Here is a 25,201-nt window from a genome sequence, read left to right as displayed (position 1 = left end):
ATGAGTGAAATGAACACAAAGATAGAAATTGCAACCAACCAAAAAACTGATTATGGGAAAAAAGTTAGACAACTATTATTAGACAATGTGGTACCGATCCTATTCATTATTATCTGTCTGATCGGTGTAAAACTGGCAAAACAACCGCCGCTGTACATATTAAATGAGCTGGTTGCCCGTGTAGCCAGGAACTCCTTCATTGTACTGGCATTGATTATACCTGTATTGGCCGGAATGGGACTGAACTTTGCTATCGTATTGGGCGCTATGGCAGGGCAAATTGCAATTATTGCAGTAACCCACTGGAAAATTACCGGATTGGCCGGTTTTGCCACCACCATAGTAATGTGTACACCCTTTGCCATTGTTTTTGGATATTTGACAGGGAAACTGTTAAACAAGACAAAAGGTCAGGAAATGATCACCAGTATGATTTTAGGCTTCTTTGCCAATGGTCTATATCAGCTTGTATTTCTTTTTTTCATAGGAACAATCATACCGATGAAGAATAAAGTACTGGTCTTGACTACTGGAATCGGAATTAAAAATACAATTGATTTAATGGCAATTAAATATTCGTTAGACAATATTTTCAAATTAAGTATGAGTAAAACTTTATTTATTTTCGGGGTATTATGTGCTGTAGGTATGGTGATGTATTATGTTTATAAGGTGATTCTGAAGAAGTCTAAAATGCAGAATCCCGTGAAGTATTATGTTTATCTTGTAATCTGTGCAGTGATAAGCGTGACCGGCTTTGCATTAATGAATACGAAGTCTGTATATAACATGGTAATGCTGCCGATTATAACTTTTGCAGTTATTGGAATGCTATGTTTATTTAATGTATTTATTGTGAAGACTAAGTTAGGACAGGAATTTAGAACCGTGGGCCAAGATATGCATATCGCCAAGGTGTCTGGGATTCATGTGGATAAGGTACGGGTCATAGCAATTATTATATCTACTGTTTTAGCAGCATGGGGGCAGATCATCTTCTTGCAGAATATGGGGACGCTCAACACCTATGGAAGTCATGAACAGGTAGGGATGTTTGCAGCAGCGGCACTTTTAATCGGTGGGGCATCTGTAACAAAGGCTACTATCGGCCAGGCATTAACGGGAACATTGCTTCTGCACACTTTGTTCATCGTCTCTCCGCAAGCCGGTAAGAACTTACTGGGTAGTGCGGAGATTGGAGAATACTTTAGATCCTTTGTGGCTTACGGCGTAATTGGTGTATCATTAGGACTTCATGCATGGAAGCATCAGGTTCAAGCTAAAAGAAAAACGTCATAGTATAATTAAACAAAAAATACATAATAGCGTTGACAATCAAGAAATGACATGATACAATCTATTGGTAACAGAAAGTAGAAGACTTTCCGCTTCTCACCTTACAACAAGGGTTCGTAAGGTTCATATGGACTTGCAGCTTATATTTTGTTTGATAAGTTTATGGTCTTGTGAGGCGGATGTGTTAAGCATCCGCCTTTTATATATGCATATTGTGACGATTCATTAAATGGAGGTGGAGAATTATTAAAGAATTAGAAATTAATGAAGAGATTCGGGACAGAGAAGTACGACTTATTGATGCGGATGGCGAGCAATTAGGTATTGTACCAACTAAAAAAGCCATGGAGATTGCTGCTGAAAAACGACTAGACCTTGTAAAGATTGCACCGCAAGCGAAGCCGCCGGTGTGCAGAATTATGGATTTTGGAAAGTATAAATATGAGCTTTCCAAAAAAGAAAAAGAGGCAAAGAAGAAGCAGAAAATCGTCAGCGTAAAGGAAGTACGTTTGAGTCCTAATATTGAAGAACATGATTTAGGTGTAAAGGCAAGCAATGCCGTAAAATTTTTATCCAGTGGTGATAAGGTAAAAGTTACTCTAAGATTTAGAGGAAGAGAAGCTGGGTATGTGGATCTGGGCTATGCAGTTATGGATAAATTTACACAGCTGATCTCAGAAGCAGGCATCGTAGAAAAGAAGCCTATTTTAGAGGGAAAAAGCATGATAATGATCTTAACACCCAAAAATGCTTAGATGATAGAGGGGAGGAAACAATAATGCCAAAAATGAAAACCCATCGTGGAGCTGCTAAGAGATTTTCTTTAACTAAAAAAGGTCGCGTAAAGAGATCAAAGGCCTACAAAAGCCACATCTTAACAAAAAAATCTGCAAAAAGAAAAAGAAATCTTCGTAAAGCTACTGTAATGACAAAAGCAGATGAAAGAAGAGTTAGAATTTTATTACCATACGCATAAAAAAGAATTGTAAAGGAGGTAGAAAACATGGCAAGAGTGAAAAAAGCAATTAATGCGAAGAAAAAGCATAAAAAGATATTAAAACTTGCAAAGGGCTATTATGGTGCAAAAAGCAAGCTTTTCAGACCTGCTAATGAAGCTGTAATGAGATCCTTACGGTTTGCATATATTGGACGTAAGCTGAGAAAAAGAGATTTTAGAAAGCTATGGATTGCCAGAATTAACGCTGGAGCGAGAATGAATGGAATCTCCTACAGCCGGTTAATCAATGGGTTGAAAATGGCTGGTATTGAAGTAAATAGAAAAATGCTGGCTGAAATGGCTATTTATGATGAGGCAGGTTTTAAGCAATTAGTAGACGTAGCAAAACAAAAACTTAATGCATAATAAAATGGACTCTGCAAAGAGTCTGTTTTTTTATTGGCGTTCACTCATATCTTCAGTGAAACTGTATACAATAATAGAATATCAGGCTTCCTTTGTAAAAAATGATTGAAAGTGCTATAATAATAAAATGAAGAATAATAGGAAAATGTTGGACAGAGGTGAGTACTATCGAAGTAAATAGAAGAATCGAGCGATTGAAGCTCAATCCTGCACAAATTATGGTGTTGGGCTTTGCAAGCGTTATATTGATCGGAAGTATTCTGCTGAATCTACCGATTGCATCAAGGAATGGAGAAAGTATTGGATTTGTAAACGCACTTTTTACAGCGACTTCCGCTGTTTGCGTAACAGGCTTAGTTGTTGTAGATACGGGCACCTATTGGACTGTATTTGGACAAACGGTAATTCTTTTTTTGATCCAAATCGGCGGATTAGGATTTATGACCCTAGCAACACTGATCTTTTTCATTTTGGGTAAAAAAATTACATTAAGAGAGAGACTGGTAATGCAGGAGGCGCTAAATCAGTTTAAAATATCAGGTATTGTAAGACTTACCCAGTATATTCTGGTTGCAACCTTTCTAATCGAAGGAATAGGGGCGATTCTCCTATCCATTCGATTTATTCCTATTTTCGGGGTTTCCAAGGGAATTGCCTATAGTATTTTCCATTCAATTTCTGCTTTCTGTAATGCGGGTTTTGACTTAATGGGCGATTTTACAAGTCTTACATCCTTTGTCAATGATCCGTTGGTCAATGTAGTTGTTTGGATTCTGATTGTGATTGGTGGATTAGGTTTTACTGTGGTAGTAGATTGCTTACAGAAAAAAAGATTTTCCCGGTTTTCTTTACATACGAAAATGGTTTTATCTATTTCAGCTGCTTTAATTGGTCTCGGATTTATTATGATCTTAATCTTAGAGTATAGCAATCCGGCAACCATGGGCAATCTACCATTGAGAGGCAAGCTCTTGTCTGGTATGTTTCATGGCATCACACCCCGTACGGCAGGGTTTAATACCCTTCCTACAGATCAGCTGACAACAGCCTCAATTTTTCTAACGATCGTACTGATGTTTATCGGTGGATCTTCAGCTTCTACGGCAGGAGGGGTAAAAACCACTACAGCCGGGGTAGTAATCTGGACCATTGTATCGGTAATTAAAGGAAATGATGATACGGAGATTTTTCAAAAGAGAATTCCTAGGGATATCATCAATCGTTCTCTAGCTGTAATCGGCATAGCTATGCTTCTTATTGTGTTGATGACCATGGTATTATCGATCACAGAAAAGGATTTTAGCTTTGTAGAGATATTTTTCGAAGCTACTTCTGCCTTCGGCACTGTAGGATTGTCCTTGGGCATTACACCTTCTCTCAGTTTGTCAGGCAGGATACTGGTTTCTATTACCATGTTTGCAGGGAGAGTAGGACCGCTTACCTTAGCATTGGCAGTGGCAAGACAGCAGAAGAAGAAAAAGGGATTGATCAAATATCCTGAAGAAAAAGTAATTGTTGGATAAAGGGGTGTAGCAATGAAGCAATTTGCAGTGATTGGATGTGGAAGATTTGGCTCTAGTGTGGCGAGAACCTTATACGGATTAGGCTATGACGTATTGGCTATTGATGAAAATGAAGATGTGATCCAAAACATATCGGATTCTGTAACCCATGCAGTACAAGCGGATGCTACTGACGAGGCTTCTGTTAAATCACTAGGCATACGAAATTTTGACGTAGCCGTAATTACCATTGGTTCTGACATACAATCATCTATTCTTATTACACTGATTGTTAAGGAATTAGGTGTAAAGTATGTGGTAGCAAAAGCGCAAAATGAACTTCATGCAAAAGTGCTTTATAAGATTGGTGCAGATCGCGTAGTATTTCCTGAAAGAGACATGGGCGTTCGTGTTGCACACAATTTAGTATCTTCTAATATACTGGACTACATTGAATTGGCGCCGGACTATAGTATCGTAGAAATCTCTGCCTTAAAGGATTGGGAAGGTAAAACGCTTAGTGAACTCAATATGCGCGCTAAATACGGCATCAATGTCATGGCGATTAAGCATGGTGCAGAAATTAACATATCACCAAATGCACTGGACATCATCCGAAAAGACGATGTACTGGTTGTGATTGGACATAATGATGATGTACAGAAGCTTGAAAACAAGGCATAAGAACCTGGGGTGAGTTTATTGATCGTAGAAATATTTTCCGCAGAGAATGCTGTGATCAAGCATATTAAACAGCTATCAAGGCGAAAATATAGAGACAAGCATAAAGAATACATGATAGAAGGTGTACGTATTCTTTGTGATGCTCTTGAAAATAGGCAAAGGATTAAGTATGCTGTATTTTGTGATGCTTTGTACCGTGCTGCAGGTGGAGAAAATCTGTTGAAACAGTTAGCTGAACAGGGTGTGAAGGTATATCACACGACTGAAAAACTTTATGGAGAGATTGCAGAAACTGAATCTCCCCAAGGGATCATGGCAATACTTCCGAGAATAGAGATGTGTCTAGAGCAATTGCCAAAGAAAAAAAATAGTTTTTATGTATTGCTTGATAGAATACAAGACCCTGGCAATCTGGGTACGATTATAAGAACTGCAGATAGTGCAGGCGTAGATGCAATACTGCTGACCAAGGGATGTGTAGACCTATATAATCCTAAAACCATACGGGCAACAATGGGATCGATTTTTCACCTGCCGATTTTTATGCTGGAAGATTCCCAAGAAGGTATCAGCTTTCTAAAAAATAATCAGATTAAAATTTTAACCACTAGTCTTGATGCTGTATCCTATCACTATGAAGTAGATTATCGGCAGGATGTGGTGATTGTAGTAGGAAATGAAGCCAATGGTGTATCTTCTACCTGGATGGATGCGGCGGATGCTTTAGTGAAGATACCTATTCCGGGTAAAGCAGAATCCTTGAATGTGTCGGTAGCAGCATCCATTGTATTATATGAAGCAGTAAGGCAGCGGATGAGGTAGCTATTATCTGAAAATTAAAAAATATTATAAAAATGGATTCTGTTAATTCTTGTAAACCTCTTTTTCATGTGCTATAATGTTTATAAAATAGGCTACGGAAAAGGGGTGTAGGCAGTTATGTTTGCTACTGCGGAATTATTCTGGAAGCTTTTTATGTTAACAGGAAATATAAACGCCTATCTGGTTTATAAGGAATTAGTAACAAACTAACTGAATTGTGAGATCTGTTATGATGGAGAAAAGTAGGTTATAGGAAGACTTACAGAGAAGAAATGTCAAAGGCTGAGAGCATTTCGAAGTTGTAATGTAACCGAAGTTCGCTCTTGAACTATAGAATTGAAGTAGCAGTAGGTTCTATCGGTCGACGCCGTTACGTCTAAGGAGTGGTTGAAAGCTTTTCAGCTATTAGGGTGGTACCGCGGAGAAATCTTCGTCCCTTTCGGGATTGAAGATTTTTTTATTTTTGGAAAAAAGGGTTGACTGTTTTAAAAGTGTTTTCTTTGTTGAAAAAATTGAAATATATTTATTGCATGGAAGGAGAATCAAAATGAAACAAAAGCTTGAACAAATTCAACAATCTGCAGAAGCTGCTATAGGGCAGGCGCAATCAATGGAAGAACTGGAGCAGATCCGCGTGCGTTTTCTTGGAAAAAAGGGAGAGTTAACTTCTGTTTTACGAGGAATGGGAGAATTATCTGCGGAGGAGAGACCACTAGTAGGTAAGATCGCCAATGAGGTGAGGGAAGCGATTGAATCTCTGCTAGAGCAAGCGGTCAATCGTGTAAAGGCTATAGAAAAAAATGCAAGACTTATGAAGGAAACCATTGATGTCACCATGCCGGGAAAAGAACTGGAGTTGGGCCATAAACATCCTCTAACGAAGGTATTAGATGAAATAAAGGGCATCTTTATGGGAATGGGCTTTAAAATTGCAGAGGGGCCCGAAGTAGATATGGTCTACTATAATTTTGATGCGTTAAATGCACCAAAAACCCATCCTTCCAGAGATTTATCCGATACTTTCTATATCTCAGATGATATCCTGCTCAGGACACAAACCTCCACCGTGCAGATTCGTACCATGGAAAAAATGAAGCCTCCGATCCGAATTATATCCCCCGGAAGATGTTTCCGAAGAGATACACCGGATGCTACCCACTCTCCAATGTTCCATCAGATAGAAGGGTTAGTGGTAGACAAAAATATCACCATGGCGGATTTAAAAGGGACCTTGGATGTATTTGCAAAGCAGCTTTTTGGTGTGGGTACGAAAACGAAATTCAGACCTCATTATTTTCCTTTCACGGAACCAAGTGCAGAGGTAGATGTTACTTGCTTTAAGTGCCAAGGATCAGGCTGTAGGGTCTGTAAAGGCAGTGGATGGATTGAAATATTAGGTGCAGGCATGGTACACCCAAATGTATTGAAGATCTGCGGAATTGATCCGGAAGAATATAGCGGTTTTGCTTTTGGAATGGGCTTGGATCGTATTGCAATGCTAAGCTTAGGTATCGATGATATCCGATTGTTCTTTGAAAATGACATGCGGTTCATAAACCAATTCTAAATAGATTGCAAAAGGAGGAAGAATAGGATGTTTGTCCCAGTAAAATGGTTGAGAGAATATGTAAATATTGAAGATTTAGATATCAATACATTAAGTGATAAGCTGGTAATGTCTGGCTCAAAGGTTGAGGCAGTAGAACATTTAGGGGAAGAAATTCAAAAAGTAGTTGTTGGCAAAATTCTAGAAATGAATCCTCATCCCAATGCGGATAAGCTGCTTGTAACAAAGGTAGATGTGGGAACAGAAGTGATACAGATTGTCACCGGAGCCAATAATATCAAAGTTGGAGACTATATTCCCATTGTAATGGCCGGGGGAGAATTGCCTGGTGGAGTAAAGATCAAGAAAGGAAAACTGAGGGGAGAAGAATCCAATGGAATGATGTGTTCAGCGAAGGAATTAGGTATCGCAGATAAAGTCATTCCCCAATACCAAAAAGAGGGCATCTTTATTTTGGATCAAGCTTATCCCCTCGGAGAAGATATAAAAAAAGTATTAGGATTTGAGGGTCAGGTCATTGAGTTTGAAATAACACCAAATAGACCTGATTGTCTCAGTATACTGGGGATTGCCAGAGAAACAGCAGCAACCTTTAACCGCCAAATCCAGTATCCGGATGTGAAAATTAAAGAGGAGTATGGAAATATTGCCGAATATGCTTCAATAGAGGTGAGAAATCCGGAATTATGCGGCCGCTATGTAGGTAGGGTTGCTACAGATTTAGTGATTCAACCTTCTCCGGTGTGGCTGCAGCAAAGACTAATGGAAGCCGGGGTAAGACCGATCAACAATATTGTAGATATTACAAACTATGTTATGCTGGAAATGGGCCAACCGCTCCATGCCTTCGATTTAGACCAGTTGGAAGATCATAAAATCATCGTACGGAATGCGGCGGAAGGGGAAGTATTTAAGACCCTTGATGGTGTACAGAGAAATTTGGATGAGAATATGTTAATGATTGCCGATGGAAAGCGTTCTGTTGGTTTGGCTGGTGTAATGGGAGGAGAAAACTCCGAGGTTACAGAGCAGACCAAGAGAATATTAATTGAATCTGCTTATTTTAATGCGGATAATATTCGGGCAACCTCCAAAAAGCTTGGTTTGAGAACAGAGGCATCTGCCCGGTTTGAAAAAGGAATTGACCCAAATGGCTGTCGCTTAGCTGCAGATCGCGTATGCCAGCTGATCGAATTCTTAGGGGCTGGAAAAATTGTTCAAGGAACGATTGACATCTATCCAGAACCCGTAGAAAAAAAGGTCATTGAGGTCAGACCCCATCGAATCAACAATCTGCTGGGTATTTCTCTTTCGCCGGAAGAAATTCAGGATATTTTAAAAAGACTGGGATTAGAAGTAGCTATTGAGTCAAATATAATGAAAGTGACTGTACCTACTTATCGGGCAGATTTATTGAAAGAAATCGACATCGTAGAAGAAGTTGCAAGAATCTACGGTTATGATGAAATACCAAATACTGCACCAAAGGGAAATACGCAGGGTGCAAAAACTAACGGTCAAATCATTGAGGACTACAGTAAGGATATTTTAAATGGGTTGGGATTGAATGAGATTACAACTTATTCATTTGTAAGTCCTAGAAGCTTTGATATGATTCGTATTGCTGAGGATAGCTTTATGCGAAACGTAGTAAAGTTAATCAATCCTTTAGGAGAAGAAAACAGCATTATGCGCACAACATTGATTGCGAATATGTTGGAGGTACTGGCACGAAATTACAACAGAAAAGTTGAGTCCGCAAAGGCTTTTGAGCTGGGAAGAATATTTATACCCTACAGCGTGCCTGTGAATCGTTTGCCGGTAGAGAAGAAGGTTTTAACGCTGGGAATGTATGGAAAAGGTACGGATTTTTATACCTTGAAGGGGACCATCGAAGAACTTTTGGTAAAGCTCGGTGTTGGGAAATGTCAGTATACGCCTGAAAAAAATCATCCATCCTTTCACCCGGGAAGATGTGCCAATATTCAGTATGGAGAGCATATACTAGGCGTACTGGGAGAAGTACACCCGGATGTAACGGAAAATTATGATATTGATGAGAGAACCTATGTGGCGGAACTAGACTTTAATATACTGCTGCAAATTACACGTTTAGACAGATTATATAAACCATTGCCGAAATATCCTGCCATTACAAGAGATATGGCACTGGTATTAGAAGATCGTATTTATGTAAAAGAGATAGAGGATATCATCTGGAATAACGGTGGTACAATCCTAGAAAGCGTAAAGCTTTTTGATGTTTATAAGGGCAAGCAAATACAAGAAGGCTATAAGAGTGTGGCCTACTCCCTGACCTATCGTGCAGCAGATCGTACGTTGGTGGATGAAGAAGTTGCACAAATTCATGATAGAATTGTTAGAACACTGGAAGAAAAACTAAATGCACAGCTGAGAAAATAAATAGAATCCGGCAGGGTGAACTGCCGGATTCTATTTATTTTCCATATTATACCTAGGCACTTACACAGATTCCCATAGAATAGAAAGGAATACAGTATTTATTAGAAGGCATCTTTATATTATAATGGTAATATGGGTATATTGTAGGAACTAGAAAATATTTCGATGGATACACTTAAAAAAGCAGGATATTTTCTTCTTTTAAAGAATTACCAATAAAGAACTCCAGCAAAAAGGAGAGATAAAAATGAGTAATAAGAACAAGGTGATTGTTAGAATATATGGCCAAGAATATACTATGGTTAGTTGTGAGCCAAGAGAATATATGCAAAAAGTTGCCAACTATGTTGATGATAAGATGGAAGATGTAGCAAAGAAGAGTAAAAAATTGAGTACGGCCATGGTTGCAGTGCTGACCTCTTTAAATATAGCCGATGATTATTTTAAAACTAAGGCTCAACTGGAAGGTTTGGAGAAAGAAGCGATGAGACCTTTGAAAGATTTAGAGGATGTTCGTGCGCAGTTGGCAGTTGCCACCTCTCTAATGGAAGAAAAGGGACAAGAGTACCGGGAGATTATTCAGAAAATGGAAGAAGAAATGAAGCAGGTTAGTCAAAATAATGATGATCAACAAAGTTTATTGTTGGAGATTGAACATCTAAACGGTTTACTCCGTGAGAAAGAAACAGAAATGGAGAAGGTATTAAAGTCCAATGAGGAACTTCAGAATAAACTGTTTGAGATGCAGATTAAGTATGTACAGGCAAGAAAGGAATTAGATGCTTTCATCGACACCTTTGATGAGGAGAAAAGAAAGTAAGTTTTTAAATGGGTTATTGCAAGCAGGAAGTAGTGATATAATAATATTACTGCTTTTTATTTTTGGATGGAAAAAATAGGAGTTGAAAAGGATGAATCAAGTTGAATTATTGGCACCGGTAGGCAGTTGGGAGGCATTAGAAGCAGCCGTACAAAATGGGGCAAATGCCGTATATCTAGGAGGTAAGGCTTTTAATGCAAGACAATCTGCAGGAAACTTTGATGAGGAAGAACTAAAAAAAGCGATTGCCTATTGTCATATTCGGGGAGTACAAGTATTTATTACGGTAAATACCCTCATTGGAGATGAAGAATTTGAAGAATTGGGAAAGTATATAACCTTTTTGTATAATCATGATGCGGATGCGATTATTGTTCAGGATTTAGGTGTTGCAAAGCTTGTGCGAGATTTTTTTCCGGATTTTGAACTTCACGCCAGTACCCAGATGTCGGTACACAACCGGGAAGGGGTAGAATTGTTAGCTGGATTGGGTTTCAAAAGGGTTGTATTGGCTAGGGAAATGCCTGTCGACGAGATCCGGCAAATTGCAGAAAGTACAAATGTAGATTTAGAAGTTTTTGTACATGGCGCCTTATGCGTCAGCTACTCGGGTCAATGTCTTATGAGCAGTATGATTGGTGGAAGAAGTGGAAACCGGGGGCGTTGTGCGCAAACCTGTAGAATGCCTTATACCCTTGTGAATATGAAAAATGGGCAGCAGATCAAAAATGATTTTGGCGAATACTTGCTTAGTCCAAGAGATTTAAATACATTAGAGCATGTTGATAAACTCTTGGCAGCAGGGGTAAAATCTTTAAAGATTGAGGGACGGATGAAAAGACCGGAATATGTGGCTACTATCGTTGGAGCTTATCGCAAAGCCATTGATCAATTTTGTGAAAAAGGAATACAACCAAAGCTAGACCAAAGGCTCAAGATTGATGTAGCGCAAATATTTAATCGCAAATTTACGAAGGGATATTTGTTCGGTGACCGGGGACATAAGCTAATGAGCTTTGAAAAGCCTAGTAATCGGGGTATTTATATTGGCGAAACCCTGGGTTATGACAGAAATAAAAGACGATTGAAACTACAGCTGTCAGAAAGTTTAGCTAAAGGTGACGGCATAGAAATTTGGGCTCGCGAAGGAGATAATTCAGGAGCTATCGTAGAGGCTATTTTTAACAATGGAAATAGAAGCGATCAGGGCCAAAAGGGAGATATTATAGAGATTCCCTTTAAAACGCAGGTACAAGGAAAATTGCCTGTATACAAAACTACAGACTTGTCGCTGTTGAAAAGAGCTAAGGAAAGTTATGAAAGAAGAGAAAAGTGTATTCCAGTATATGGACGCTTAAAGGGTGTGATTGGAGAAACCTTGATACTGGATCTCTGGGATGATGAAAACCACTATGTCCAACAGGAAAGTGAATATGTAGTGGAGAGAGCACTAAAGACGGCTACCGGCGAAGTACGAATTCATGAGCAGATGGCAAAGCTAGGAGGAACCGTTTATGAATTGGCGCATTTAGAAATGACCGTTGATTCTGATGCTGTCATTCCTATTGGAGAGCTGAACCGATTGAGAAGAGAAGTTGTAGGGAAAATGGACAGAGCAAGAGAAAAATATCATGACCGAAGACATAGAAAGCTTCAGCAAAGTGATATAAAACTGTGGATAGGAAATAAAAATAACAAAGCAGAGGCGCTGCTAAAGCTCAATGTATCTGTTAGCAATATGGAGCAGTTAGAGGCCGCACTAAAATATAAGGTAGACCGTATCTATTATCGTGAATTTCCTACAATGAAAAAAGCCATAGCGATGGCAAGGGATCATGGGATAAGCTTAGTACCAGCCTTTTCAAGGATTACCAGGGAGGAAGAAATGGACAGTATTCGGGGTTTTGTAGAAAGCTATGGTCAGGACCAGCCAATTATGGTATCTAATCTAGGGATATTAGAAGTGGCAAAAAGGTTCAAACAACAGAGAATCTATACAGATTATTTCTTGAATATTTTTAATAGTGGATCTGTAAAGCTGCTGCAAGAGCTAGGTGTACAAGAAATCACCCTTTCACCTGAGCTCACCCTAAAACAGATTCGCAGAATCCTGGATAACTGCGCGGTTTCTTATGAATTAGTGGTACAGGGTTATTTAATGTTAATGGTAATGGAACATTGTCCGGTGGAGGCCGTCATGAATCCTAAGCAAAAGGAGGGAAACTGCAGCAGGTGTAGAAATAATCAATTTGGATTAAAGGATCGACTAGGAAAGGTTTTTCCTATTATGACTGATGCAAGCTGCAGAACTCATTTGCTCAATGCTCAAAAACTGTGCCTTTTAGGACATCTTTCAGAGCTTGCTGAGGCTGGAATTACAAACTTTCGTCTAGATTTTACCATAGAAGATTCAGAGGAAGTAGAACAAACAATCAAAGCCTATCGTGAAACCCTGGATAACCTGATGAAGCAGCAAGGAATTCTAGGAAAGACAGCAGTGACTTTTTTAGAGAAAATAAGGCAGCAAGGTTTAACAAAAGGACACTTTTTTAGAGGTGTAGAGTAATATAAGAGGCAGTGGATTAGGAGAATAAGGAGGAAGAAATGAATACAAAGACTTTAAGAGTACTTGAATATGAAAAGATAAAAAATATGCTGCTCCAAAAAGTTGAATCCAGTCTTGGCAGAAGTGTTGCTGAGCAGCTGACCCCCTCTGTAAATTTGCAGGAAGTTATTCAATGGCAGAAAGAAACCAGTGAAGCAAGCGGATTACTGATCCAAAAAGGTCAAGTTTCCATGGGCGGTGTCCATGACCTTTCTTATCATATTAAAAGAGCGGAAATTGGATCCTTTCTTTATCCTGGACAGTTGTTAGAGGTAGCTGATACCTTACGGGCGGCAAGAAGACTAAAGAGCATGGTAAAAGATACAAAGGAGGAAGAACGAAGGTATCCGATTATTGAAGAGTATATTAACACCTTATATAGCTTTAAAACCATAGAAGACAGAATAACAGAATGTATTATTAGTGAGGAAGAAATCTCTGACAATGCAAGTCCCGCGTTAAAAAACATTCGAAGACAGATTGAAGCTAAAAATGCAGGAATTCGAAGCCGTCTCAACAGTATCATATCTTCAGCACAAACTCAGAAGTATCTTCAAGAGGCGATTATCACGATCCGTCAGGATCGATACGTAGTACCGGTAAAGCAGGAGCATCGCGCCAATTTTCAAGGATTAATCCATGACCAGTCTTCCAGCGGCGCCACTTTATTTATTGAGCCTATGGCCATCGTGGAGATGAACAATGAACTGAAAGAGCTAAAGTTGAAGGAGAAGGCAGAAATCGAAAGAATCTTAGCAGAACTGACTGCCATGATTGGAGAGAAAACAGAGGAAATCAAGGGAAATCAGAAGATTTTGGCTCATTTGGATTTTTTATTTGCTAAGGGAAAACTTTCTGTCCAAATGCGTGGTGTTGAACCAGAATTAAACGAAGCTGGGAAAATACGAATTAAAAATGGAAGGCATCCATTCTTGGATGCAAAGGCTGTAGTACCTACGAACATATGGATTGGCGAGGACTTCCAAACATTAGTAATCACAGGCCCCAATACAGGAGGCAAAACGGTAACGCTCAAAACGGTGGGACTGTTAACCCTAATGGCTCAATCTGGATTTCATGTACCTGCTGATTTTGGAACAAAGCTTTCAGTTTTCCAACAAGTTTTTGCAGATATTGGTGATGAACAGAGTATTGAGCAGAGCTTGAGTACTTTCTCATCCCATATGACAAATATTGTAGAAATATTGAATCGGGTAGAAAACAAAGCCTTGATTTTATTGGATGAGTTGGGTGCGGGTACCGACCCTACTGAAGGAGCAGCTTTAGCCATTGCTATATTAAATCATCTTTATGTTCTTGGGGCACGAACAATTGCTACTACCCACTATACAGAACTGAAACAGTATGCATTGACTACAAAGGGCGTAAAAAATGCATCAGTGGAATTTGACGTAGAGACTTTAAGCCCTACTTATCGACTTCTCATTGGTGTTCCCGGAAAGTCCAATGCTTTTGAGATTTCAAAAAGACTAGGGTTGGATCAATATATTGTAGATCGGGCCAAGGAATATATTTCAAAAGATGAGATTGAATTTGAGGACTTGCTCACAACGATTGAAAAAAACAAGCAGACTGCAGAACGTGAAAAGGATGAAGCTATCCGCCTAAAACTGATGATTCAGGAGCATAAAGAGGAGTATGAGCGTAAGCTGGAGAAACTTGCGCAGCAGCGGGAAAAGTTGTTGAAGGAGGCAAAAGAAGAAGCAAGAAAAATATTAAAGGAAGCAAAAGAAGAAGCAGAACAGGTGATAAAAGATTTACGAGAGCTTTCCATAGAGCAAGAAGAAAAGGAAAAGAATCGGAAAATTGAAGAGGCGAGAAAAAAACTGCGGGATCAGCTGGATCATATGGGCAGTGGATGGATGACAAATCCTGATAATGTTATCAATACTAAACCTCCGAAGCAGTTGAAATTAGGGGATACGGTTGTCATTCTAACCCTTAACCAAAAAGGAAATGTGGTGACTTTGCCGGATGAGAATGGAGATCTTACAGTTCAGGTAGGAATCATGAAGGTAAATGTCAATATTAATCATCTGCGTTTAGATAAGGAAGAGAAAGAGAAAGCTTCTAAAGTGGGGACGGGAAAAATCATGAAGGCAAAAAGTCAAAGCATTCAGAGCTCTTTGGATCTACGAGGACAAATGTTGGAGGAAGCCTTACTCAACACAGATAAATATCTTGACGATGCATATATTGCAGGGTTAAGGGAAATTACCATTATTCATGGAAAAGGCACAGGGGTATTACGAGATGGTATCAAGCAGCTCTTGAAGGGACATAGACATGTTAAATCCTATCGGGATGGGGCCTATGGAGAAGGTGGGACAGGTGTAACCATTGCTGAATTAAAATAATTGTATTGGAGGAACCTTTATGCTGGGCATATTTGGGGGATTTATTTTACTACTGTTGTCTTTTTATATTCTATATCTGGGATCAGAAATGGGAAATGGCTTCGTTAGCCTGCTGGGAATACTAATTGCTGGAGCCGCAGCAGTATGGATTGCTATTAGCCGTATGAAGCAGGGATTGAAACACCTGGAGAAATATAAGGCGGCACTTCGGGCCTTAGAGGCAAATCCAGAGGATGAGGAGCTTCGACAGAAAGCCTATTTAGCGGGACTGGAGTTTTATAAGAGCAAGCGGGACAATCGAAAGGTTTTACCCCCTGATGAATTTGCGATACAGAATGACCTTTTAAGGGTTACAACAAAAAACGATAAAAAAAAGAAATCGTAGCTGCGACTGACGATCGCAAATATTTGTAGGGAACGATCAGTGATCGTTCCGAAAAGCGGGCAGACACATAGGTCTGTCCCTAGGTTAGTATTATATTGTAGGGGGCGACGACTCTGTCGACCCGAAAAAAGGAGTGAAACTAAAATGATTCTGATTAGTGCATGCTTAGTGGGCATTGATTGTCGATATAATGGGGGAAGTTACTGCGAACAGGAGCTTATGACCCTTGTGGAACAGGGAAAAGCCGTATTAGTTTGCCCGGAACAGTTGGGAGGGATGTCTACACCCAGACCTCCCTGTGAAATTGTAGGTGGTGACGGGACAACGCTGCTGGAAGGACAGACAAGGGTATTAAACTGTCATGGTGAGGATAAATCAGATTTTTTTATAAAGGGGGCGAAAGAAACCTTAAAGATTGCCAAATTATATAAAGCAAAGGGAGCGATTTTAAAGGCAAAAAGTCCATCCTGTGGAAGTGGGCAGATCTATGATGGTACTTTTTCCCGAAAGCTTCAAGCAGGGGATGGCGTTACCGCTGCATTATTGAAAAATAATGGTCTAGTGGTGTTAGATGAGTCGAATTTTAGGGAATATATAGAAAAAATGTAGCTATTAGCGTATTTAGTGGGGGGGAATGCATATGAAAAAAACAATAGCTATTGTAGTATTATGTATTTTAATATTGGGATTAGTATTGACCGGATGCAAAAAGGAAGATCCAGCTGCCGGTCAAGACAAAAATGAGGAGCAAGGCAAACCAGCAGCGGTGGAAAATATCAATGAAGCAACAGAATTATTGGACTATGTTCTCTACTTTAGACATAAGGATAAACCCTTCTTATTTGATGAAGCCTATAGTGTTGAAAAGAATGATGAACGCCTGAAAAATAAAACCATGGAGGAGTTTATCCTTCATGAGGCGATTGAAACGGAGGGCTTTGGCGAATACCTGAATGCAGTGCCTAAAGGAACCAAATTACTATCTGTGGAGCGCCAGCAAAATGTTCTAGTCGTCAATCTTTCAAAGGAATTTGTACAGGGGCAGAAGGGGACTAGTAATGACACGCTTTTATCCATCGCTACCATCGTTAATGCGCTTACAGTACAACCAGAAAATGAGAAGGTACAGATTTTGATTGAGGGAGAAAAGGTAGACACCATTAATGGAATCGACTGTAGAGAACCTTTCCAATACATACAGGGATTATATCCAGATAAATAAAAATAAAACCCGACTAGATCGGGTTTTATTTTTACTGCTGTTGAATTTCTTGCAAGAACTTCTTTGCCATGGAATCACTGGGATTTAATTCTAAGGTTTTTTCCAAATAGGCTGCAGCACCTTCCGGGTCTCCTTCATTATAGGCGATAAAAGCAAGATAGAAGTAGAACTCTGCTGCATTCGGATTTGTTGACAATCCCGCTTCAAATTGCTGACGAGCACGAGGGTAGTTGTTTTGACGCAAATACTGAACACCTTTATGGAGATGATACTCAGAGGTATTTTGATGAATCCTTACACCGATAAAAAGACAGAGTATCATAATATTGATAAGCATCAGTTGTAATAGGATCCGCTTGAGCGTAAAAAGTCTCTCTTTATGAAAACCAAAAGCCCAGCAGGCCAAGAATCCACCTATTAGACCACCGATATGGGCATAGTTATCAATATTGGCATTAGTTAGACCAAAAACAATGTTAATAATCAGGAGCGTTACCAGGTTCATTCCATAACGGGCAGAAAAAATAGCGGGTTTTCGAACCCCAAAATAAAGGTAGGCACCCATCAGACCAAATATGGCACCAGAGGCACCGGCAGAAAGTGCATTGCTAAATAAAAAGCTTCCCAGACTGCCAAAAATTCCTGAGATTAGATAAATCATGAGAAACTTACTGCTGCCGTAAATAAGTTCCACATCTTTCCCTAAAACATTCAATGCATAAGTGTTTAATAGAAGATGAGGCAGGCCAATATGAATAAACATACTGCTAATTAGGCGGTAGTATTCTCCGTTGGCGATAAGGGGATTGTATTTAGCGCCGTATTCAATCAGATGATAAATATCAGTGGTACTTCCCGTCATTTCCATGTAGAGCCAGTACAATAGATTAATGGCTATTAGTACGAAGGTTAGATAAAATCTCTTCTGCCCTAAGTCATAGCCCTTGTTTTTACGTGTACTTCTCTCAATTTCCAATAAATCAAAAGATGCCATGGATTCATGAGGTATATTTGGTACATATGTGGATAAAGAAGAAATTACATTTTCACGATCTTCAAAATTTGAAAAGAGAGTAAGGATTTGATCCGATGGGACAGGACACAATAAAAGCGTTAGATTGATTTTTTCGTCCTTTACCCAGGCATAAAGCTGCTCCAGCCTATCTAATTCATCTTTAGAATAGCTTCTGTCTAACAGGATAATCTGGTAAAAATAGATCTTGGAGAACCTATTTTTCATTTTAACTTCTGAATAAAGATTGTAGAGAACGCTTTTTTGATAATCCAGTGAGCTGCCTATAAAGCGGTCTCCATCTACAAAACTGAGATAATATTTTTCGCGCCACAGCTGTTTGTGTAAAACCAGATCAAATACATCTTCTACAGGTTTGTGAAAATATAAGAAGAACTCCTTATCTTCAATCAAATGTTTCGTCATACAAGCAATGTGTTTTGGAATCAAGTTTAACCCTCCTATAGGTTCCTTACTTGATATTGTATCATAAGATAATAAAAAGAGTAGAATAGTTTCATAAAAAGACTTGATTTGGATAAAAATATATGGTAAATTATTAGTCAAAATAATGCTTTTCGATGATGAGGAGAGTAGATGTCAGGATCTGTCAAAGCGAGCCGGGGATGGTGGAAGTCCGGCACAAGCCTGAGATTGAAACGCACCTCTGAGAATTTTGTTGAATCTTATTAAGCGTAGACAAAACGGAATCCCACCGTTATCAGGGAGTAGAGTGGGTACAGGATATGTACCAATAAGAGTGGTAACACGGGAATTGACTCTCGTCTCTTGCATTTATTAGAGGCGGGAGTTTTTTATTTTACTACATATAAAATCAGGAGGGTTTAAGAATGATTAACTTTAAGAAAGAAATCGCCGACCTTTTATCCCAAAAGATCGAATCTATGAGTGAGAAAGAGATATCTGATCTAATAGAAATACCGCCAAATCCACAGATGGGAGATTTTGCTTTTCCCTGCTTTAAGCTAGCGAAAGCCTTTAGAAAGGCACCGAATCAAATCGCTCAAGAGTTAGCTGAAAGTATTGGAGAGGTGGCCTTGTTTGAGAAAGTACAAAATGAAGGCCCTTATCTAAATTTCTTTATTGACAAAACTACCTATGCAAAATCCCTTATAGAAAATGTATTACAGCAGCCAGAAAAATTTGGTTCATCAGATCAAGGTGCCGGAAAAAGAGTTATTGTAGAATATTCTTCCCCGAATATTGCGAAGCCTTTTCATATCGGACACATTCGAACAACTGTAATAGGACATGCGATCAATAAAATTTATCAGTTTTTGGGCTATGAAACCATCTCGATTAATCATCTTGGAGACTATGGAACACAGTTCGGAAAACTAATTGTAGCTTTCAACAATTGGGGAAATGCATCAGAAGTGGAAGCAGAACCTATTCCTGCACTTCTAAAACTGTATATCAAGTTTCATGAGGAGGCTGAAAAGAATCCTAGTCTAGAGGATGAAGCGAGATTATGGTTTAAACGATTGGAAGATGGAGACGAAGAGGCATTGAAACTATGGCAGTGGTTTAGAGATGAGAGTTTAAAGGAGTTTAACCGAGTTTACGAAATGCTGGGGATTGCCTTTGACTCCTATGCCGGGGAAAGCTTCTATTCTGATAAAATGCCAAGGGTATTAGAGATCATGGAGGAAAAAGGATTGTTAAAAGAGTCTAAGGGTGCTGAAATTGTAGATTTAGAACCCTATGGAATGCCGCCGGCACTGATTCGGAAGAGCGATGGTTCAACCCTTTATATCACGAGAGATATTGCAGCAGCCATTTATAGAAAAGAACATTATAATTTTGATAAAAACATCTACGTCGTAGGAGCACAACAGAATCTTCACTTCCAGCAATGGATGAAAATTATTGAACTGATGGGCAATGAATGGGCTAAGGATTGTGTACATGTTGCTTTTGGAATGGTTGCTTTAGAAGAGGGAACCATGTCCACTCGAAAAGGGAGAGTAGTGTTCTTGGAAGACGTATTGACAAAAGCAGTAGAACGAACAAAAGAAATCATTACTGCAAAAAGTCCAAACCTGGAGAACAAAGACGAAATTGCGAAACAAATCGGTATTGGGGCAGTGGTATTTCAAGAGTTATCCAACAGCCGCATTAAGGACTATGTGTTCTCTTGGGATAAGACCCTGACCTTTGACGGAGAAACAGGACCTTATGTGCAATACACCCACGCAAGAGCCTGCAGTCTATTAAGAAAAGCAGAAGTAAAGCTTACAGATACGATTGACTATAGTCTGCTCTCCAATGAAGATGCTATGAATCTAATCCGTTTAATTCAGCAATTCCCAGGTGTGGTAGAAGATGCTGCTAGAAAATATGAACCTTCCATCATCACACGCCATATTGTAGACGTGGCACAAGCTTTCAACAAATTCTACCATGATTGTCCGATCATTGTAGCAGATCATGAACTGCAAAGATCAAGATTGGCTCTTGTGTTTGCTGCAAAGCAAACTATTCAAAATGGATTGAGCCTTCTGGGTGTTGCTGCACCGGAAAGAATGTAACAAAAAGCCAGTAGATGACTACTGGCTTATTTACAGATAGAAAGGAAATGGACAATGCAATATGAAGGAACCGTCTACAGGCCGCCCAGTGAGGCCTATAGTCTCATCATACAGGTAACCATCGGTTGCTCGTATAATCAATGCAGCTTCTGTAGTATGTACAAAGATAAGAAGTTTCGAATCCGCAGGCTTGAGGAAGTGCTGGATGAGTTAGAGGAGGCGAGAAGGCATTATAGAGAAGTAAAGAGGATTTTTTTAGCTGATGGAGATGCAATGATCTGTAAGGCCGCCTATTTAAAGGAAGTATTAGTTAAAATCAAAAACCTTTTTCCGGAGTGTGAAAGGGTGGGCATTTATAGCAGTCCACAATCTATTATGAATAAGACGATAGAAGAATTGAGCGAACTTAGAAAGCTTGGACTAGGCATCGCTTATCTGGGAATTGAATCAGGCAGTGATAAAATCCTTAAGTACATTCAAAAGGGTACCACTGCAGAGGAAATGATCCTTGCAGGCAGAAAGATTTTGACATCGGGAATAAAGTTGTCAGCTACACTGATTTCAGGACTCGGAGGAAAAGAACACTGGCAGGAGCATGCTATTGAGTCGGCTCGCATTGTCAATGCCATACAACCTCAGTATCTGGGGTTGCTGACACTGCTGCTGGAGCCGGGGGTGTCTTTGGAAGCGCAGGTGAAAAACGGAGAATTCCAGCTATTGACACCTATTGAGATATTGAAAGAGACAAAAATGTTACTGGAGAACTTTGCCCTAAATCATTGTATTTTTCGAAGCAATCATGCGTCGAATTATATTTCTTTGCAGGGGACACTGCCAGAGGATCGACAGCGGTTGATACAGCAATTGGACGAGGCGATTGAACAAAAAGATGACTATAATGAATATTTTAGAAGGCTATAAAGAAACACTGCATTCAACGATGCAGTGTTTTGCTTAATAAAATGATTTGATCTATTTTTCTAAATGCAGAAGGAATTCTTCTTCTGTAGTATTGGCTAGAGCGCTTAGTTGTTTTAAAATACTATCCTTCAGTGAAATAAAGGATTGGATATTTGTGTTTTCGCCTGTATATTCAAGAGCCTTTAATATCATCAACATGTCTCGCTTTGATACTTCTTCAATAGATATTCGGTCAAATTGTTCCATGATTACCACCTTTCCTCAATGATCATTTCATCTTGTTGAATAATTCGGCATAAATCGTCTAAAACCTTCAAAATATGATAAATAAAATTTATAAATCCTATTAAATTTATAATACAAAAGATTTAATTTATAAAAAATTCACATAAGTAGGAGCTGCAATAGATAATAAAAAAACTCCTATGAGGAGTTTTTAAGCCGCTGTTATAATTGGTTGTTTTTCTTTTGCATGCATAGCGTTATAGGTAATGAGCAGTGCGATGGAGGAAGATGCTTTTAGTGCGTGACATACATCGTTCTGAAAGCTGGGCGCATTGCAGGTATACCTGTTAAACAGATCTTCGAGAATCTGAGATAGGGCATCGGCATTTCCGTTTAATTTACAAGTATAATACATGTCTTTGTCAAATAAATAAGGAAGATGTTTAATATGTTCATGAAGCAGGGATTCATACTTTAAGTGTTCTATGAGATGATTTTTATAGGTTTCCCGGTCATGGTGGGGATGACAAAAATAGTCTGAAATATAATGGGTTATAACACCCAACTGAATAGAAAACTGCTTAATAAAGGCTTTGTCCTTTGAAAAAGGCGTATTGGAAAGATGGTAGATTTCATTGCTGATAAAACTTAGTGATTCATTGACGTAGTGAGGGATTTTAGACAGATAGGGTGAAATATCCGGTTTAATGTTGCCATAGATGAAAAAACCCTTATGGAGTTCAATGCCTAAATGGCGCTGCAAATTTGCATGCACTTTTTCCGATATTAGTTTATGACTCTGGATTAGCAAAAGGATCTACCCCTTTCAGAAGAACACTAGATTTGTGAATCTATCACTATTATGGCAGAATAAGTATTTTGATAGTTAAAGCCGTTGTTATAAAAATGTAAAAAGTTTATTAATCCAGCAAAAAGGATTTTCACCAATGTTCATCAGATTGCATAAGATGATAAGAAGGGGGGAATGTAGAATGATTTATTATCCGCAGGCGCAATTGCATCCGTACAACCGGAAGGCAGCAGTAGCATATGCGAGAAAGTGGGCGCTTTCCAGGAACCCAAGATATGCTGACTTTGAAAAAATGGGCGGAGACTGCACTAATTTTGCATCCCAGGTAATTCATGCTGGAGGTTGCCCCATGAATTTTCACCAGTATGGGTGGTATTATAGCAATCTAAATAACAGAGCTCCTGCATGGACTAGTGTAAAATATCTCCATAAGTTTTTGACAACAAATAAATCTACAGGAGCTGTAGTCGTAGAAACCGACATGGACGGAATCGAGCCGGGTGATATTATTCAGTTAAATTTTGGAGACGACGAAGTGTTTGATCATTCTCCTGTGGTAGTAGAGATAAAGCCTGGACCGCGGACGCTTGACAAAATACTGATTGCGGCCCACACCTTCGACCGATTGGACTATCCCGTATCGAATTATAGTTTTAAAAAAATAAGATTTCTTCATATTGTGGGATATAGGAGATAAGGTCTATCTCCTTTTTGTTTTGTCTCAAACAGATCATCAATTCTATCAAGAGGAATAATATGGTATAATGGACTAAGCCATGTTTAAAATGAGGCCTTTTGGCTGAGAATAAAGACAAAGAAATTTAGGGAGAGAACAAATATTATGAAAGTACTGTTAACGACCCTCAATTCAAAATATATTCATTCTTCCTTGGCATTGCGCTATTTATATAGTTTTAATCAGGAAGCTTTTCCAGGGATTATAACCCTGCAAGAATACACCATTAACCATAATCCTGATTATGTCTTGGCAGAAATCTTTAAAGGAAATTATACAATTTTATGCTTTTCTTGCTACATCTGGAATATTGAGGCGACATTAGAAATCGTAAAGAACCTTAAAAAGATCAAGCCTGAGGTTACGATTATTTTGGGAGGGCCAGAGGTCAGTTTTGAAGCAGAAAAGTTGATGAAGCAGCATCCGACTGTGGATTATATTGTGACAGGAGAAGGGGAAATAACCTTTCAAGAATTATTGCTCTATCTGATACATAAAAAAGGAAAGATAGAGGATATGTACGGAATCCTATACCGTCAAGGGAATCATATCCAGCAAAATCAGGAAAGGGAACTGATAAAGAATCTAGATCAAATTCCCTCCCCTTATGATGAAAAGCTAGATGGCTTGGAGAATAGAATTTTATACTATGAAAGTTCACGTGGCTGTCCATACAACTGCAGCTATTGTCTTTCTTCAACGATTAAAGGAGTACGCTTTTTCTCCCTAGAACGGGTAAAACGAGATCTGGATATTTTTTTAAGGGCCAAAGTGAAGCAGGTTAAATTTGTGGACAGAACCTTCAACGCAAAGAAATCGCATTGCCTAGAGATCATGAAGTATCTGCATAAAAGGGACAATGGATATACGAATTTCCATTTTGAAATCACGGCTGATTTGCTGGATGATGAGATACTGGATTTTCTTTCTCAGATTAGAGAGGGGCTCTTTCAATTTGAAGTAGGTGTACAAACTACCTATGAGAAAACCATGCAATCTATTGATCGAAGGGTGAATTTCTCAAAGCTGGAAAAGGCGGTACGAAAAATCTCTACCTTTAAAAATATTCATCTGCATCTGGATCTAATTGCCGGGTTGCCTTATGAGGATCTTGCACGATTCCGAATTTCTTTTGACGAGGTATATGATTTGAAGCCGGAAAAGCTGCAGTTAGGTTTTTTAAAGCTGTTAAAGGGTTCTGCTATCCGCGGGGAAAAAGAGACCCATGGTTATGTTTTTAAAGACGAATCACCCTATGAAATATTGGAAAATAAATATATCCGTTATCGGGAGTTACTAAGATTGAAGATGATAGAAGAAATGGTGGAGATTTATCATAACAGCCATGGTTTTGATGGTGCAATTAGCTTTGTGATGGCTAATTTCTATAAAAGTTCTTATGACTTTTATCATGGGCTGAGTGAGTTTTGGGAGAGAAAAGGGTATCATCATAGTGCCCACCATAAAAATGAGCAATATAGGATTTTAATAGACTTTTATGAAGAAGAATCGTTTCCGCATAAAAGACTATTTTTGGAAATCCTAAAGCTGGATTATTTAAAACAAGGAAAGGGTTCACTGCCTGACTTTTTCCCAGTGGTGGAAATAAAGGACTTTAAAGATCGATGCCATGCTTTCCTACAGTCGCAGGAAAATATTTCCCAATATTTAGAAGGATTTGAAGGAATGCCAGCAAAACAGATTATTAAGCAGGTGCATTTTGAAACTTTTGCTTATGATGTAGTGGAAATCCTAAAAAGTTCAAAAATTGAAGACTTATCAGAGAAAGTAACAACCGTGTTATTTAACTATGAATTAAAGCAAAAAGTTTTTACAAAATCCAAGTTTTATAAAGTAGAAATTTAGGGGGGATCAA

23 protein-coding genes and 2 other annotated features are annotated in these 25,201 nt (G+C 38.9%); of the genes, 20 read left to right on the top strand and 3 right to left on the bottom strand.

Going from position 1 to position 25,201, the window contains the following annotated elements; all coding sequences use genetic code 11:
* The 16 genes from Gferi_RS04100 (at nucleotide 1) to Gferi_RS04030 (ending at nucleotide 17,068) form a co-directional block, all read left to right on the top strand.
* Nucleotides 1–1,299: an ABC transporter permease subunit gene (locus Gferi_RS04100; protein ID WP_236932689.1), complete on the top strand. Its 1,299-nt coding sequence runs from the start codon at nucleotides 1–3 to the stop codon at nucleotides 1,297–1,299.
* Between the two features lie 221 nt (nucleotides 1,300–1,520).
* Complete coding sequence (infC, locus tag Gferi_RS04095; RefSeq protein ID WP_069974378.1) at nucleotides 1,521–2,051, top strand: translation initiation factor IF-3; 531 nt, start codon at nucleotides 1,521–1,523, stop codon at nucleotides 2,049–2,051.
* Nucleotides 2,052–2,074: 23 nt separating this feature from the next.
* Nucleotides 2,075–2,272, top strand: coding sequence for a 50S ribosomal protein L35 (gene rpmI, locus Gferi_RS04090; protein ID WP_069974377.1), 198 nt, complete (start codon nucleotides 2,075–2,077; stop codon nucleotides 2,270–2,272).
* A gap of 27 nt (nucleotides 2,273–2,299) precedes the next feature.
* Nucleotides 2,300–2,659, top strand: coding sequence for a 50S ribosomal protein L20 (rplT, locus tag Gferi_RS04085; RefSeq protein ID WP_069974376.1), 360 nt, complete (start codon nucleotides 2,300–2,302; stop codon nucleotides 2,657–2,659).
* Between the two features lie 218 nt (nucleotides 2,660–2,877).
* Complete coding sequence (locus Gferi_RS04080) at nucleotides 2,878–4,182, top strand: TrkH family potassium uptake protein (RefSeq protein WP_069981293.1); 1,305 nt, start codon at nucleotides 2,878–2,880, stop codon at nucleotides 4,180–4,182.
* Nucleotides 4,183–4,194: 12 nt separating this feature from the next.
* A complete protein-coding gene (locus tag Gferi_RS04075) occupies nucleotides 4,195–4,845 on the top strand; it encodes a potassium channel family protein (protein ID WP_069974375.1) in 651 nt (216 codons plus the stop codon).
* 18 nt (nucleotides 4,846–4,863) lie between these two features.
* Nucleotides 4,864–5,667, top strand: a complete 804-nt coding sequence (locus tag Gferi_RS04070; RefSeq protein ID WP_083273358.1) for a TrmH family RNA methyltransferase — start codon at nucleotides 4,864–4,866, stop codon at nucleotides 5,665–5,667.
* Nucleotides 5,668–5,784: 117 nt separating this feature from the next.
* Nucleotides 5,785–5,877, top strand: a complete 93-nt coding sequence (locus Gferi_RS29385) for a YqzL family protein (protein WP_083273357.1) — start codon at nucleotides 5,785–5,787, stop codon at nucleotides 5,875–5,877.
* A gap of 10 nt (nucleotides 5,878–5,887) precedes the next feature.
* Nucleotides 5,888–6,108 (top strand) — a binding site (T-box leader).
* Between the two features lie 106 nt (nucleotides 6,109–6,214).
* Entirely contained in the window at nucleotides 6,215–7,234 is a 1,020-nt protein-coding gene (pheS, locus tag Gferi_RS04065) for a phenylalanine--tRNA ligase subunit alpha (protein WP_069981291.1), read from the top strand.
* A gap of 27 nt (nucleotides 7,235–7,261) precedes the next feature.
* Complete coding sequence (gene pheT / locus Gferi_RS04060; RefSeq protein WP_069974374.1) at nucleotides 7,262–9,658, top strand: phenylalanine--tRNA ligase subunit beta; 2,397 nt, start codon at nucleotides 7,262–7,264, stop codon at nucleotides 9,656–9,658.
* Between the two features lie 247 nt (nucleotides 9,659–9,905).
* On the top strand, nucleotides 9,906–10,478 hold the full coding sequence (gene zapA / locus Gferi_RS04055; protein WP_069974373.1) for a cell division protein ZapA: 573 nt from the start codon (nucleotides 9,906–9,908) through the stop codon (nucleotides 10,476–10,478).
* Between the two features lie 91 nt (nucleotides 10,479–10,569).
* A complete protein-coding gene (locus Gferi_RS04050; RefSeq protein WP_069974372.1) occupies nucleotides 10,570–13,044 on the top strand; it encodes a DUF3656 domain-containing U32 family peptidase in 2,475 nt (824 codons plus the stop codon).
* A gap of 38 nt (nucleotides 13,045–13,082) precedes the next feature.
* Nucleotides 13,083–15,461 carry an endonuclease MutS2 gene (locus tag Gferi_RS04045; RefSeq protein WP_069974371.1) on the top strand — a complete coding sequence of 793 codons (2,379 nt, stop codon included), beginning with the start codon at nucleotides 13,083–13,085 and terminating at the stop codon, nucleotides 15,459–15,461.
* A gap of 19 nt (nucleotides 15,462–15,480) precedes the next feature.
* On the top strand, nucleotides 15,481–15,846 hold the full coding sequence (locus tag Gferi_RS04040) for a hypothetical protein (RefSeq protein ID WP_069974370.1): 366 nt from the start codon (nucleotides 15,481–15,483) through the stop codon (nucleotides 15,844–15,846).
* A 144-nt stretch (nucleotides 15,847–15,990) separates the two neighbouring features.
* Complete coding sequence (locus Gferi_RS04035) at nucleotides 15,991–16,455, top strand: DUF523 domain-containing protein (protein WP_069974369.1); 465 nt, start codon at nucleotides 15,991–15,993, stop codon at nucleotides 16,453–16,455.
* A 31-nt stretch (nucleotides 16,456–16,486) separates the two neighbouring features.
* Nucleotides 16,487–17,068 (top strand): GerMN domain-containing protein, encoded by a 582-nt coding sequence (locus Gferi_RS04030; RefSeq protein WP_069974368.1) that lies wholly within the window; start codon nucleotides 16,487–16,489, stop codon nucleotides 17,066–17,068.
* Between the two features lie 31 nt (nucleotides 17,069–17,099).
* Here the strand turns inward: Gferi_RS04030 and Gferi_RS04025 are convergent, their stop codons facing one another.
* On the bottom strand, nucleotides 17,100–18,530 hold the full coding sequence (locus Gferi_RS04025) for a rhomboid family intramembrane serine protease (RefSeq protein ID WP_069974367.1): 1,431 nt from the start codon (nucleotides 18,528–18,530) through the stop codon (nucleotides 17,100–17,102).
* Nucleotides 18,531–18,652: 122 nt separating this feature from the next.
* Nucleotides 18,653–18,873 (top strand) — a binding site (T-box leader).
* Nucleotides 18,874–18,931: 58 nt separating this feature from the next.
* On the opposite strand from Gferi_RS04025, the gene argS reads away from it, so the two are divergent.
* Entirely contained in the window at nucleotides 18,932–20,632 is a 1,701-nt protein-coding gene (gene argS, locus Gferi_RS04020) for an arginine--tRNA ligase (protein WP_069974366.1), read from the top strand.
* A 54-nt stretch (nucleotides 20,633–20,686) separates the two neighbouring features.
* Nucleotides 20,687–21,553 carry a radical SAM protein gene (locus Gferi_RS04015; protein WP_069974365.1) on the top strand — a complete coding sequence of 289 codons (867 nt, stop codon included), beginning with the start codon at nucleotides 20,687–20,689 and terminating at the stop codon, nucleotides 21,551–21,553.
* Nucleotides 21,554–21,604: 51 nt separating this feature from the next.
* Here Gferi_RS04015 and Gferi_RS04010 read toward each other — a convergent pair whose 3' ends face one another.
* Nucleotides 21,605–21,799, bottom strand: coding sequence for a hypothetical protein (locus Gferi_RS04010; RefSeq protein WP_069974364.1), 195 nt, complete (start codon nucleotides 21,797–21,799; stop codon nucleotides 21,605–21,607).
* Nucleotides 21,800–21,989: 190 nt separating this feature from the next.
* On the bottom strand, nucleotides 21,990–22,589 hold the full coding sequence (locus Gferi_RS04005; RefSeq protein ID WP_069974363.1) for a zinc dependent phospholipase C family protein: 600 nt from the start codon (nucleotides 22,587–22,589) through the stop codon (nucleotides 21,990–21,992).
* Between the two features lie 181 nt (nucleotides 22,590–22,770).
* Between Gferi_RS04005 and Gferi_RS04000 the strand changes: the two genes are divergently transcribed.
* Nucleotides 22,771–23,286: an amidase domain-containing protein gene (locus Gferi_RS04000; protein WP_069974362.1), complete on the top strand. Its 516-nt coding sequence runs from the start codon at nucleotides 22,771–22,773 to the stop codon at nucleotides 23,284–23,286.
* A gap of 144 nt (nucleotides 23,287–23,430) precedes the next feature.
* A complete protein-coding gene (locus tag Gferi_RS03995; protein WP_069974361.1) occupies nucleotides 23,431–25,191 on the top strand; it encodes a B12-binding domain-containing radical SAM protein in 1,761 nt (586 codons plus the stop codon).
* Nucleotides 25,192–25,201 lie beyond the last annotated feature (10 nt).

Source organism: Geosporobacter ferrireducens, from assembly GCF_001750685.1.
Lineage (GTDB): Bacteria > Bacillota > Clostridia > Peptostreptococcales > Thermotaleaceae > Geosporobacter > Geosporobacter ferrireducens.
This window is presented reverse-complemented; position numbering and strand designations above follow the sequence as displayed.

Bases quoted from the DNA above. Each gene is read 5' to 3' on its own strand.
- argS (WP_069974366.1), top strand. From the start codon at position 18,932: ATGATTAACTTTAAGAAAGAAATCGCCGACCTTTTATCCCAAAAGATC.
- Gferi_RS04035 (WP_069974369.1), top strand. From the start codon at position 15,991: ATGATTCTGATTAGTGCATGCTTAGTGGGCATTGATTGTCGATATAAT.
- rplT (WP_069974376.1), top strand. From the start codon at position 2,300: ATGGCAAGAGTGAAAAAAGCAATTAATGCGAAGAAAAAGCATAAAAAG.
- rpmI (WP_069974377.1), top strand. From the start codon at position 2,075: ATGCCAAAAATGAAAACCCATCGTGGAGCTGCTAAGAGATTTTCTTTA.
- Gferi_RS04100 (WP_236932689.1), top strand. From the start codon at position 1: ATGAGTGAAATGAACACAAAGATAGAAATTGCAACCAACCAAAAAACT.
- Gferi_RS29385 (WP_083273357.1), top strand. From the start codon at position 5,785: ATGTTTGCTACTGCGGAATTATTCTGGAAGCTTTTTATGTTAACAGGA.
- pheS (WP_069981291.1), top strand. From the start codon at position 6,215: ATGAAACAAAAGCTTGAACAAATTCAACAATCTGCAGAAGCTGCTATA.
- Gferi_RS04030 (WP_069974368.1), top strand. From the start codon at position 16,487: ATGAAAAAAACAATAGCTATTGTAGTATTATGTATTTTAATATTGGGA.
- Gferi_RS04080 (WP_069981293.1), top strand. From the start codon at position 2,878: ATGGTGTTGGGCTTTGCAAGCGTTATATTGATCGGAAGTATTCTGCTG.
- Gferi_RS04075 (WP_069974375.1), top strand. From the start codon at position 4,195: ATGAAGCAATTTGCAGTGATTGGATGTGGAAGATTTGGCTCTAGTGTG.
- Gferi_RS03995 (WP_069974361.1), top strand. From the start codon at position 23,431: ATGAAAGTACTGTTAACGACCCTCAATTCAAAATATATTCATTCTTCC.
- Gferi_RS04050 (WP_069974372.1), top strand. From the start codon at position 10,570: ATGAATCAAGTTGAATTATTGGCACCGGTAGGCAGTTGGGAGGCATTA.
- Gferi_RS04015 (WP_069974365.1), top strand. From the start codon at position 20,687: ATGCAATATGAAGGAACCGTCTACAGGCCGCCCAGTGAGGCCTATAGT.
- Gferi_RS04040 (WP_069974370.1), top strand. From the start codon at position 15,481: ATGCTGGGCATATTTGGGGGATTTATTTTACTACTGTTGTCTTTTTAT.
- zapA (WP_069974373.1), top strand. From the start codon at position 9,906: ATGAGTAATAAGAACAAGGTGATTGTTAGAATATATGGCCAAGAATAT.
- pheT (WP_069974374.1), top strand. From the start codon at position 7,262: ATGTTTGTCCCAGTAAAATGGTTGAGAGAATATGTAAATATTGAAGAT.
- Gferi_RS04000 (WP_069974362.1), top strand. From the start codon at position 22,771: ATGATTTATTATCCGCAGGCGCAATTGCATCCGTACAACCGGAAGGCA.
- Gferi_RS04010 (WP_069974364.1), bottom strand. From the start codon at position 21,799: ATGGAACAATTTGACCGAATATCTATTGAAGAAGTATCAAAGCGAGAC.
- Gferi_RS04045 (WP_069974371.1), top strand. From the start codon at position 13,083: ATGAATACAAAGACTTTAAGAGTACTTGAATATGAAAAGATAAAAAAT.